This window comes from Bartonella tribocorum, from assembly GCF_002777915.1.
Lineage (GTDB): Bacteria > Pseudomonadota > Alphaproteobacteria > Rhizobiales > Rhizobiaceae > Bartonella > Bartonella tribocorum_A.
The window spans coordinates 1-12,137 of sequence record NZ_NJGE01000008.1; the positions used below are offsets into that span (position 1 = coordinate 1).

A 12,137-nucleotide genomic window follows, 5' to 3' on the forward strand; every position below is an offset into this window, starting at 1 on the left:
GAACAGCAGAAGGTACAGTTTGTTTAAGCACACGGACAGTCTTTTCAGCGACTTCTTCAATACCAGCCTTGCGCGCATCTTTTCCATCAATCACCATATTGGGCTTTAAAATCATCCCCTCTAAAACAACACGAGCTTCAAACAATTCTTTAAAGACAGTCTGTAAAACAGCGTGTGTCACCTCAAAGCAACGCGCAATGGAATGCTGACACGACGGCCCATCCATCAGCACTTCCGGCTCCACAATAAGTACAATCCAATCTTGAAATTGTTAAATCCAAAAATCTGTATTCTTTATAAAGGAGCATGGCTCACGCGAAAACTTATACATTTAATTGCCCTCCCTGCTAAAGTAAAACGTTCGTATCAAGGACAATCACCGTACTCCCTTATGGAAACCCAAGTCTATGGCAATTCAAGCACTCACCTGTTCCTGCTCTTTTGTCCATTGTCCTAAAGCCGCAAGATGGTTCATCCGAGCACGGTGATGAAATGCCTTTTGTGCAACAGCAATATTCTCATCTTTGCCAGCCCATGCTTTTAAAGCAGCCGCTTGCAAGGCACGTCCGTAGGAAAAGGTCAATGTCCAAGGCAATGTGCCCAAAGAATTCATGGCCGATAAATGCGCCGTTGCTTCCTGATCTGATTGACCTCCAGAAAGAAAAGCAATTCCTGAAACAGCAGAAGGTACGGTTTGTTTAAGCACACGGACAGTCTTTTCAGCGACTTCTTCAACACCAGCCTTGCGCGCATCTTTGCCATCAATCACCATATTGGGCTTTAAAATCATCCCCTCTAAAACAACACGAGCTTCAAACAATTCTTTAAAGACAGTCTGTAAAACAGCATGTGTCACCTCAAAGCAACGTGCTATGGAATGCTGACACGACGGTCCATCCATCAGCACTTCCGGCTCCACAATCGGCACAATATTGAGTTCCTGACATAAAGCAGCGTAACGCGCGAGAGCTTGTGCATTTTGATTAATGGCGCCTCTTGTTGGCAAAGTCTCTGCATTAATGGCAATCACCGCCCGCCATTTAGCAAAACGTGCTCCCAAAGCATAATAGTCTTTTAACCGTTCACGAAGACCATCTAATCCTTCAGTAATTGTCTCTTGGGGAAAAGCAGCCAATGGTTTAGCGCCCGTATCGACTTTAATTCCTGGTAATGCCCCTGCCTCACGAATAAGATCCGTCAACATTTGCCCTGTTGATGCTTTTTGTCGAATGGTTTCATCAAATAAAATGACTCCCGAGATAGCGTTTTGCATAGCTTCTTTTGCGCTAAAAAGCATCTCACGGTAAGCACGGCGTCTATCTTCATTGGATTCAACACCAATGCTTGTAAAACGCTTTCCAATGGTCGCCGTACTTTCATCTGCTGCCAAAATACCTTTACCCGCATACACAAGAGAAAGTGCAATATCTTCAAGCCGTTCAGTCATAAAAAAAATCCTCTTTATTTTCTCTATTTCGTTTTAAAATTTTTCAAAAGTGTGCACTATGCCTACACTTTATATAACGACACACAGCTTTAAAGCTGCTTTTCACATAAGCCCTTTAAGGCTGCATAAGGGCAAGAATTCCAGGCAAAACCTTCCCTTCCATCCATTCTAAAAAAGCCCCTCCAGCAGTTGAGAGATAAGTAAAATCATTGGCAACACCAGCATGATTAAGGGCAAAAACCGTATCGCCTCCTCCCGCAATTGAAACCAACTTACCCGTCAGGCTGCGTTCTGCGGCATGACGTGCAACGGCAATGGTTCCTTTATCAAAGGGCGGCATCTCAAAGACACCTAAGGGTCCATTCCACACAAGGGTAGCAGCCTTATTGATCACAGCATTGATATGAGCAATAGAGCGCGCCCCAATATCCAATATCATACCATCTTCAGGAATATCGCCAATATCATAAAGACGATGTGGTGCATCTTTTTCAAAGCGAAACCCAACAACAGCATCCACAGGAAGCAGAACTGTACAGTGACACTCTTGCGCTTTTTTAATGATTTTTTTTACCGTTTCCATCAATGCATGTTCACACAATGATTTTCCTACATGGATACCTTGCGCAGCTAAAAAACTGTTAGCCATTCCCCCCCCAATCACCAAGGTATCAACTTTTTCCACCAAATGATTGAGAACAAAAAGTTTACTGGAAACTTTTGCTCCTCCCACAATGGCAACAACAGGATGCGTTGGATTTCCAAGTCCTTTTTCTAAGGCCTGCAACTCACCTTGCAAAGAGCGCCCCGCATAAGAGGGCAACAAATGCGTTATTCCTTCCACCGAAGCATGCGCACGATGAGAAACCGAAAAAGCGTCATTGACATAAAGATCCCCATTATGGGCCAAAGCTTCCACAAAAGAACAATCATTCTTTTCCTCACCGGCATAAAAACGAACATTTTCGAGCAATAAAATACCCCCGTTTTGCAATGCTTCTACTGCCACCTGCACCGTAGAACCAATACAGTCAGGAGCAAAAGCAACCGGCTGATTAATGATCTTTTCCAGAACTTGTACAACAGGACGGAGTGAAAATTCTGGCTCGATCTTTCCTTTGGGGCGACCGCAATGAGAAAGCAAAATAAGCTTAGCACCACGCTTTTGTAGCTCAACGAGTGTCTCTTTATGGCGGACAAGCCGCGTCTCATCACACACTTTGCCCAATGCCATAGGAACATTAAAATCCACACGCACAAGAACACGTTTACCCAAAACATCAACATCATCAAGCGTACGAAATCCCATCACTGTTTCCTCTTCACTTTCCGTTGTTTCAAATAAAAACGCATCGAACAAACCTGCTTAATTATCTTTCCCCTAAAACCTCTTCTTTGCTTTTGCACGCCCCCACTTTTCTTTTATAGGCCACATCTTTACTTTTTCATAAAAAGAATCCACGATAAATTACCCTTCTCTCACTCTCTGCCTGAAAATTCAAAGCTTCCATCATCAAGTGTACAAAAGCCCCTCATTGCTCTTCATCTTCATAATCCATTGTTGCAAACAAATGCATTGGCTCAATGTTATTTCTACTAAAACGCTTCTTTACTTTTATGCACAAGAGTTCACCTCCCTCGTTTTCTGAGGTTTTTTTTCAAACGTTATCTCGTTTAAATATTCCTTTTTCAAAGTTTACTCTTTCAAGCAGCTTTTAAAAGCATCTATTGCCTTGCACTTTAAAAAACACCATCACTCTTTCAATAGCATCTTCTCTCTAGCGCATAAAAACAATAACTTCTTTCTATTTTTCTCAAAAGAATGCGTCTTAATTTGTACAAAAACGAGGTTTTTTCCTATAAAAAGAGGACCATGAGGTCCTCCATAGAGTATTTATATTGTCTTAGCAAAAGCTACCGCCGTATCACTCATACGGTTAGAAAAGCCCCATTCATTATCATACCAAACCAGAACACGACAAAGCTTACCATCAATCACTTTGGTTTGATCATTATGGAAAATGGCTGAATGAGGATTATGATTAAAATCACAACTCACAAGCTTTTCCTCTGTATAGTCCAAAATTCCTTTCAGAGAACTTCGTGCAGCAACCGCAATAGCTGTATTAATTTCTTCAATTGTTGTGGAACGCTTAGCAGTAAATGTCAAATCCACCACAGAAACATTAGGGGTTGGAACACGAATGGATACCCCATCAAGCAATCCTTTTAATTCTGGCAAGACCAATCCCACAGCTTTTGCTGCCCCTGTTGAGGTAGGAATCATCGAAAGAGCGGCCGCACGCGCCCGATAAAGATCACGATGCATGGTATCCAACACAGGTTGATCACCGGTATAAGAATGGATTGTTGTCATAAATCCATTTTCAATGCCTACCGCATTGTGTAAAACTTGTGCAACAGGCGCCAAACAATTGGTTGTACAAGAAGCATTTGAAACAATACGATGCTCTTTGTTTAAAGACTGATGATTAACGCCATAGACAACCGTCAGATCTGCGTCTTCACAAGGCGCAGAAACCAGAACACGCTTTGCCCCTGCATCCAAATGCGCCTTTGCTTTATCACGCGCCGTAAAAATGCCCGTACATTCTAAAGCAATATCAATATCCAAACTTTTCCAAGGCAATTGTGCAGGATCACGCTCTGCGCACACCTTTATTAAACCACCGCCCACATCAATGGCATCCCCCACCACCTTAACGTCCCTAGGAAAACGCCCATGAACTGAATCATAGCGCAACAAATGGGCATTTGTTTCCACCGATCCCAAATCATTAATTGCGACCACTTCAATATCTTTTCGTCCACTTTCTATCAGCGCCCGTAAAATATTGCGTCCAATACGACCAAACCCATTAATTGCAATACGAACTGTCATTTCACATGTTTCCTCATTTAATCTTTTAAAGCACAACATTTAAAACACAACAAATGGGCATTTTCCAATCCCAAACAACGAATTCCCAAGACGTTAATATCTTGATTAATTAATCATTTATCCACAATAATACACAAACCCATCCACAACCCTGCACAGAATATAATGCCCTACCCCCCCACTCATGACAACACAAGCGATCATTTTGTTTTTTCTTCTTTGATCTTTTCCAGCTTTCCTTCAGCGGTAGCAACGACATTTTCCCAAGTGATGCCAAAATGCGTATAAAGGGCATCAATTGTTCCACTTGCACCAAACCCCTCCATCCCAATAAACACGCCATCACAGCCAATAAAACGCTCCCATCCTTGGGCAACGGCCGCTTCAATGGCAATTTTAATCGGCGCATCTCCAATGAGAGCCCGTTGATAAGAGCAAGACTGTTGAGAAAAGAGCTCAAAACAAGGCACAGAAACCACACGTGTTGGGATGCCTTTTTCTTCTAAGACTTCACGTGCTTTGACCGCAATTTGCAATTCTGAACCAGAAGCAAACAATGTCACTTGCGCCTCATCACTAGCCGTTAACAATTCATAAGCCCCAAGCATACAGAGATTTTCTTCTTCATATTCTTGACGCAGCAGTGGCAAATTTTGTCGGCTCAAAGCCAAGGTGGAAGGCGTCCCGCGTGCTTTTAAAGCCAATTGCCAACACTCAACTGTCTCCATAGCATCAGCAGGGCGGAATACAAGATGATTAGGCATAGCACGCAAGCAAGCTAAATGCTCCACAGGTTGATGGGTCGGACCATCTTCCCCAAGCCCAATAGAATCATGGGTCATCACATAAATCACCCGCAACCCCATAAGAGAAGACAAACGCATGGCAGGACGCATATAGTCAGAAAAGCATAAGAATGTTCCCCCATAAGGAATAAAGCCTCCATGAAGAGCAAGCCCATTCATTATAGCGCCCATAGCATGTTCACGAATGCCATAATGGAGATAACGCCCTGAAAAATCATTCGCAGAGATACTTTTCATCTGACTGCTTTTTGTATTATTAGAGCCCGTTAAATCGGCAGAACCACCAATGGTCTCATCAACAACTTCATTGATCACTTCAAGAGCCATTTCCGAAGCTTTACGCGTAGCAACCACAGGAGACTCTTCAACGAGTTTCTGTTTATAAGCATCCACAGCGCCATCAAATCCACCCACGAGATCCCCACGCATCAATCTTTCAAACTCGACCCGTTCTGACACAGGAAGATTGCTCAATTTTTCTTCCCACTTTTGCCGCCTTTTAGCCGCATTAAGCCCTGCTAAACGCCAACGATCGAGAATATCAGCTGGAATAACGAAAGGCTCCGCTTCCCACCCCAAGGCGACACGAGTCTCAGAAATTTCTCGCACGCCTAAAGGGGCACCATGAACTTTATTGGTCCCCGCTTTATTCGGTGCTCCAAAACCTATCGTTGTTTTACAAGCGATTAAAGTTGGTTTATCAGAATTTTTCGCCTCTTCAATGGCATGTGCAATGGCTGTTTGGCTATGTCCATCGACTTTATGTACATTCCAACCAGATGCCTTAAAACGCGCACTCTGATCTGTGCTATCGGCAAGGGAAATCTCTCCATCGATAGAAATATTATTATCATCCCACAACACGATAAGCTTGTGAAGTTTTAAATGCCCAGCCAAAGAAATTGCTTCTTGCGAAATCCCTTCCATCAGGCATCCATCCCCCACCAGCGCGTAAGTATAATGGTTGATAAGATCACCAAAACGGGCATTTTGCAAACGTTCTGCAAGAGCCATTCCCACAGCATTAGCCAACCCTTGTCCAAGAGGTCCTGTCGTTGTTTCAATTCCTGCCGCATGCCCATATTCTGGATGCCCCGCAAGCTTTGCCCCTAATTGGCGAAAATTTTTAAGATCCTCAATACCGATATCTTCATAACCAGAAAGGTACAGCAGAGCATACAGCAACATAGATCCATGTCCTGCTGATAAAACAAAACGATCACGGTTCGGCCAACAAGGATTTTTAGGATCATGAGCAAGGAATTGTGTATAAAGAACTGTGGCAATATCGGCAGCCCCCATTGGCAAGCCGGGATGACCAGAATTTGCTTTTTCAATCGCATCAATAGCAAGAAAACGGATAGCATTGGCCATCTGATTCTGTTGGTGGGTATTTGTCATGAATGATCGACCATTTCGTTAAATACGTTATTTTGTTGCTTTTTCCGTATTCTCTTAAAATTCCTTAAGAAATACTCTTTTTAACCATCAGCGTGAGACTTCTTGTCACCACTTCAATAACATTAATAACACATTCCCCTCACGCATCCTGTATATCCACGTCATTTATGCCAATACGCGCAAAAAATCCAGCTTTTAATTTATATCTATCCCCTGCTTTGCTTGCTAAAATATCCTACATACTTAAAAATAAAACACACACAATACCAGAATGTAAGTGATTCGTTTTTGCATAACGCATTGATAAAGGATACAATTACCCAAAGGACAAAAGCAATGAACCAAGAGACTACGGTTCTACAAGATGCTCTAGAACACCTAGAAAAAGCACTTAGAACCTTAGAGATCACCGTAATAAATCGCAACGCCGTTATTGATAAAAATAACGAATGGGAAGAAGAAATTCAACGAATGAATGCTGACCGCAGCCATCTTGCCCAAGCGCTTGATAAAGCTGAAGCCCAAATTGAACGCTTAGAATCTGTTAACAAAGAAGTTTCCAAACGTCTTATTAAAGCAATGGAAACGATTCGTGTCGTCATTGATAGATAAAGGTTTGAACGTATGGAAACAGTTTCCGTTACCATTGATGGTAAAAATTATCGCATGGCTTGTAATAAAGGACAAGAGCGTCATCTTATTGCGCTTGCTGCTCAATTGGATCAATATATCACCCATTTAAAGAAAAACTTTGGTGAAATTGGCGATCATCGTTTATCGGTCATGGCCGGCATCATGATTATCGATGAAATGGAAGAAATAAAACGAGAAAATAAAAAGTTACAAGAAGACTACGATGCTCTTTTAAGACTTCACAATGAAAAGGAGCGCACCATGGGAAAAATTATGCGTGACACCACACAACGCATTGAAAAGCTCACCAATCAATTGCTCAAAGAAGAGCAAGATAGCACCAACATTCAAGAACAAGAACAGGAAGACTTCTAAACATACATAAGCGCCATAATAAGCAAGCCGATTCGATTTGCCTTCCACGCCTCATCGGAAAAAAATCTTAAACCCACCTCTATAAACAGTCTGATTTTTTATTGAACGGATTCCAGTGGCTGATCACGCATAACACGCATGGAATTGACTTAAAGTCCGATCAAAACGCCCTCTCTTGAAATATTTCACGGACACACACATTTCATACATCAAAGAGGCAACCTTATATTACCATCTTTCCAATAAGGGATCTCGCACAATAAATGACCAAAACCAACATCCACCATTCTCAAAAAAATCATAGCGATGAACAATCCAACAACGCATAAAGCCAACGGCTTTTACATAAAAACGATGCATGAAAAGCATATTTTTAAAAACACATTCACCGGTCACTTTATTCTCATGCCATACCAGTATAATTTTTGGGGAAACATAATTTTATTCAATTCTATTTGCAAAAGTTTCACCCACTCATAAAAGCTTAAAAGTAAAAGTGAGAAAAATTTTAAAACTCTCATTCAAACAGCAACAGAATAAATTCTCGTGATCAATGAATATCTCGCTCGCAAGCGGGGTCAATAAAGCGATCCCCAATATGCCTCAATGAAATAAAAGGCTTTCTCCCATCAAATACCCCCCCATAAGCACAACATCTTCAAAATGACAAACAAAACACAAACTCAGCGGACCAAATTACAATATCAGTGCATTCCGTCCCCAAACCTGATGCTTAAACACCAAACGCTGCTCTCTTTCCACAATGAGCGTAAAGCAACGATTGAATCTATGGAAACATTAACGAGACATCCGCATACCGGTTATTCCTGAAGCTTGTTTAAAGGCGCATAAAAAAAATACCACGCGTAAACGGGGTCAAATCCCCTTTGTTCCATCTTGAGAAACAGAAGCAATACGCAAAAGATTTGTTGCACCAGGGGTTCCAAGGGGGACACCGGCTGTCACAAGGAAGCGATCGCCTGCTTGGCAAAAGCCTTCCTGAAACGCTATGGCTGCTGCACGATCAACCATATCTTCTAAATTCTTTGCATCCTCACTGACCACACAATGAAGTCCCCAAACCAATGCCAAACGCCTTGCCGTTTCCACAATGGGCGATAAAGCAATAATCGGTCTATTAGGACGTTCACGAGAGGCGCGCACCCCCGTTGTTCCTGAAGCCGTATAAGCAATGATAGCTGCTAACGCAAGTGTTTCAGCAATCTGACGCGCAGCAAGAGAAATCGCATCCGTTCCTGTTGATTCTGGTGCTGGATGTTGTGCTCCAACTTGAGCAGAATAAGTGTGATCTTGTTCAATTTGCCGCGCGATTTTGTCCATCATAAGCACCGCTTCTTCCGGATAACGACCAGAAGCCGATTCAGCCGACAACATCACCGCATCTGTTCCAGCATAAACCGCTGTAGCAACATCTGAGACTTCTGCGCGTGTTGGAACAGGAGATGTGATCATTGATTCGAGCATTTGTGTCGCCACCACAACGGGTTTTCCAGCCAAACGACAAGCTTTTATCAGCTCCATCTGAAGTGCAGGAACCCTTTCCAAAGGCATTTCCACACCAAGATCTCCTCGTGCAATCATAATACCATCAGAAACTTCAATAATCTTCTCTATATGCTCCAAGGCTTGCGGCTTTTCGATTTTAGCCATCAAAGCCACCTTGCTTTTCGTCAACCGACGCACCGCTATAATATCTTCTGGACGCTGAATAAAAGAAAGAGCAACCCAATCAACAGGCAGCTGTAGCAGAGCCTGAAGATCAGCCTTATCTTTTTCAGTCATCGAATCAAAAGGCAAAATTGTATCAGGAAAACTCACACCTTTTCGATCAGAAATACGGGTTCCAGCAACCACGCGACACTGAACAAAATGATCATCACATACTTCAGCGCGCAGTTCCACCCTTCCATCATCAACCAACAACCGATCCCCTGGTTTAAGTGCCGAAAAGACTTCCTCATGAGGAAAAAAAACACGCTGTGCATCACCAGCCACATCGCGATTATCTAATGTAAAGCTTTGCCCAACCTGTAAATCTTCTTGCCCCTTAGCAAAACGACCAACACGCAGTTTTGGTCCTTGAAGATCCACTAAAACACCGATGGGCCGTTGAACGATTTTTTCAACCTCCCGTATAGATTTGACCAAATCACCCAGTGCATCACGATCCGTATGACTCATATTAAGGCGAAAAACATCTGCCCCTGCCCTAAAAAGCTTCTCAATCATTAAACGAGAAAAAGAAGAAGGACCAAGAGTCGCAATAATTTTTACTTTACGGGCCCGTTTCACGGTGGAGAACTTCCTGAAAAAGAAGGGTCAACTGAATTGTTAAACAAAGAATCATCTGTCAACTGTATCATCCAACTGGTTTGATTCCCAGTATCGATTTCCTTGAAATCAGCCTTTTGATATCCTCGAGGAAAACAATCATGAACCCCTTGAATGGTAAATTGGCTATCTTGCACACACATGGTTACAGAACCCGCCCAGTTTCCTTTTTTTTGTGCCCCTTCCGCATAAAAATAATAAAACCGCGAGGCAAGAGGTCCTTCGATTAGGGTTTTACATTCTGTCACAGGAACCACCCACCAGCCTTCGCTCACCCACCCTGAAAACGTACGATATCCAAGAGCAACCCCCACAGACTGTTGAGTTGTATTACACACTCTAAAGTCAGCTTTTGCACAAACAACAAGGGGGAACAAGAGCAAAATGCTCAAGAAAAAAACTTTTAATCTTTTTTGAAAGGCCCAATATTGTTTTTTCAAAACCACAAAACTTCCTCTATAATGTCAATTCTCAAAACAAACAACACATCTCTTTTTTTCAAAAGCCTTTCAAGGCTAAAATTATATTTTTCTTTTTATCGCCCTTTTATCAATGCATATATCTTAAAAATTTTACAAAATATTTAAAGTCAATTTATAAAAAAACTATGGTGCTTGATTGCTTTTTTGTTTTTCAAGCTTTTCCAATATGTATTTGTCATCGAAAAAACAACTTAAAACATATAACCTGGAGAAAAATACAATGAATGATACAGTAACCGACCAAACACACGCGATATCCGTCAACCAATTACGTTCTTTTATCGAACGCATTGAACGACTAGAAGAAGAAAAAAAAACCATTTCTGATGATATTAAAGACGTATATACGGAACTTAAAGGCTCTGGTTTTGACAGTAAAGCTGTTCGAAGCATTATACGGTTGCGGAAAAAAGAAGAGCATGAACGAATGGAAGAAGAAGCAATTATTGAGCTTTATAAAAATGCGCTTGGGATGAGTTAACACCATTGGAGATTTTCTTAAGAAAATGAAAAATGGAAAAAACAAGTAAATGCACAAAAATTCTGCCAAACATGAGCAGTGTGTGTAGAATGATGAAAAAATCCATGTAACTTGTGACGAGATGTCTGGTCACAGGATACATAAAATTACAACAGCCCTCACATTTTAAAAGGATTCATGCAAGATTAAAGGCTTCATGAAAGGCATTTTTCTTGTTCTCTCACCATTTTTATCCACACCAAATCCCCCACTTTTAAGCCACCTCTCCCTCTACATGCCAGCAAAGGGTTTTGATTGCTTCACCCTAAAAACAAGTGTGAAATGAGAAAACCTTACACTATTCAAAACGCTCATTTAAATTGAAGAAATAAATTATGATGATAAATCCATTCATTCTATAAGAAGCACAACATTGAAAATGCTCAGCAACTGAAATTCGCTAAAAGAAGAGGAGTCTGAACTTTTTACAAAATGGTTTTTTTACAGAATCTGAAAAAGAGGTGTTAAGGATCTTAATCTTTGAGGATAGAGAAAAATTCAGCTTATTGATACATCTGGTAAAAAAAGCCCTAAAATAAAAGCTTCATTCGAATCTATTGATGGACTCATACCGATCATTGATTCGAGAGGTTAGAATGTGATCTCTCCATTGTCCAGCAATCATCAAATAATCTTTGGCATAGCCTTCTTTTTCAAAATGAAGGCGCTTTAATAAAAGTTCGCTTTTTATGTTTTCAGGTCTATAATTTGCCATCACTCTATGCAGACGATAAACATGAAAGATATGATATAATAAAGCCGATAAACTCTCAAACATGAGGCCTTTGCCTTGTTGTTTTTCGTCAAGAGAAAAACCAAAATGACAGGCTTGAAAAACACCACGAACCACATTTGTAAAGTTCACAACACCAATGATTGTGTTTTCATTTTTTAAGCGTACGGCATATCGGTATGCTTGTCCTTGTGCGCTTTCACCAGCAAATGCATTAGTGCGCATTTCCCAAGCTGTTAGGCTGTGGTAATCATCAGGTCTTGACGGTTCAAAAGGACGCAGATGATTCGTATTACGCAAGAAATAAGCAGATAATTCAACAGCATCTTTGAAATCAATCAACGTGGAAATTGTTCGCTTTGTGTTTATTGCCATCATTTTCCCCTCCTAAAAACATTACAATAACACGTTAATTTATCGTGATAAATCATTATGTTAAACTTAAATCATAATGTCGAAGATAGTAAGCTTTTCTCACCACAACGC

General features: G+C 41.3%; 11 protein-coding genes and 1 pseudogene. 3 read left to right on the forward strand and 9 right to left on the reverse strand.

Annotated elements, in window-relative coordinates:
* The 5 genes and pseudogenes from CER18_RS04395 to tkt all read right to left on the reverse strand — a co-directional run.
* Positions 1 to 256: pseudogene (locus CER18_RS04395) on the reverse strand (class I fructose-bisphosphate aldolase); the annotation flags it as partial.
* A gap of 159 nt (positions 257 to 415) precedes the next feature.
* Positions 416 to 1,447 carry a class I fructose-bisphosphate aldolase gene (locus CER18_RS04400; RefSeq protein ID WP_100128871.1) on the reverse strand — a complete coding sequence of 344 codons (1,032 nt, stop codon included), beginning with the start codon at positions 1,445 to 1,447 and terminating at the stop codon, positions 416 to 418.
* A 115-nt stretch (positions 1,448 to 1,562) separates the two neighbouring features.
* Positions 1,563 to 2,756 carry a phosphoglycerate kinase gene (locus tag CER18_RS04405; protein ID WP_100128931.1) on the reverse strand — a complete coding sequence of 398 codons (1,194 nt, stop codon included), beginning with the start codon at positions 2,754 to 2,756 and terminating at the stop codon, positions 1,563 to 1,565.
* A gap of 585 nt (positions 2,757 to 3,341) precedes the next feature.
* Positions 3,342 to 4,349 carry a type I glyceraldehyde-3-phosphate dehydrogenase gene (gene gap, locus CER18_RS04410; RefSeq protein WP_100128872.1) on the reverse strand — a complete coding sequence of 336 codons (1,008 nt, stop codon included), beginning with the start codon at positions 4,347 to 4,349 and terminating at the stop codon, positions 3,342 to 3,344.
* Positions 4,350 to 4,549: 200 nt separating this feature from the next.
* Entirely contained in the window at positions 4,550 to 6,556 is a 2,007-nt protein-coding gene (tkt, locus tag CER18_RS04415) for a transketolase (RefSeq protein ID WP_100128873.1), read from the reverse strand.
* Between the two features lie 336 nt (positions 6,557 to 6,892).
* Here tkt and CER18_RS04420 point away from each other — a divergent pair, with 336 nt between their 5' ends.
* The gene (locus CER18_RS04420) at positions 6,893 to 7,168 is read left to right on the forward strand and encodes a DUF4164 domain-containing protein (protein ID WP_100128874.1); all 276 of its coding nucleotides are present in this window, start codon (positions 6,893 to 6,895) and stop codon (positions 7,166 to 7,168) included.
* Positions 7,169 to 7,180: 12 nt separating this feature from the next.
* Complete coding sequence (locus CER18_RS04425) at positions 7,181 to 7,564, forward strand: cell division protein ZapA (RefSeq protein ID WP_100128875.1); 384 nt, start codon at positions 7,181 to 7,183, stop codon at positions 7,562 to 7,564.
* Between the two features lie 228 nt (positions 7,565 to 7,792).
* Here CER18_RS04425 and CER18_RS10700 read toward each other — a convergent pair whose 3' ends face one another.
* The 3 genes from CER18_RS10700 to CER18_RS04435 all read right to left on the reverse strand — a co-directional run bounded on the left by CER18_RS10700 (position 7,793) and on the right by CER18_RS04435 (position 10,362).
* A complete protein-coding gene (locus CER18_RS10700; RefSeq protein ID WP_280951568.1) occupies positions 7,793 to 7,924 on the reverse strand; it encodes a hypothetical protein in 132 nt (43 codons plus the stop codon).
* A gap of 516 nt (positions 7,925 to 8,440) precedes the next feature.
* Positions 8,441 to 9,877 carry a pyruvate kinase gene (pyk, locus tag CER18_RS04430; RefSeq protein WP_100128876.1) on the reverse strand — a complete coding sequence of 479 codons (1,437 nt, stop codon included), beginning with the start codon at positions 9,875 to 9,877 and terminating at the stop codon, positions 8,441 to 8,443.
* Positions 9,874 to 10,362 (reverse strand): DUF1036 domain-containing protein, encoded by a 489-nt coding sequence (locus CER18_RS04435; RefSeq protein WP_100128877.1) that lies wholly within the window; start codon positions 10,360 to 10,362, stop codon positions 9,874 to 9,876. Before CER18_RS04435 ends, pyk begins: the two co-directional genes overlap by 4 nt.
* Before the next feature lie 256 nt (positions 10,363 to 10,618).
* On the opposite strand from CER18_RS04435, the gene CER18_RS04440 reads away from it, so the two are divergent.
* Positions 10,619 to 10,879 (forward strand): DUF2312 domain-containing protein, encoded by a 261-nt coding sequence (locus CER18_RS04440; RefSeq protein WP_039760779.1) that lies wholly within the window; start codon positions 10,619 to 10,621, stop codon positions 10,877 to 10,879.
* Positions 10,880 to 11,462: 583 nt separating this feature from the next.
* Here CER18_RS04440 and CER18_RS04445 read toward each other — a convergent pair.
* Positions 11,463 to 12,026, reverse strand: a complete 564-nt coding sequence (locus CER18_RS04445) for a GNAT family N-acetyltransferase (protein ID WP_100128878.1) — start codon at positions 12,024 to 12,026, stop codon at positions 11,463 to 11,465.
* Positions 12,027 to 12,137 lie beyond the last annotated feature (111 nt).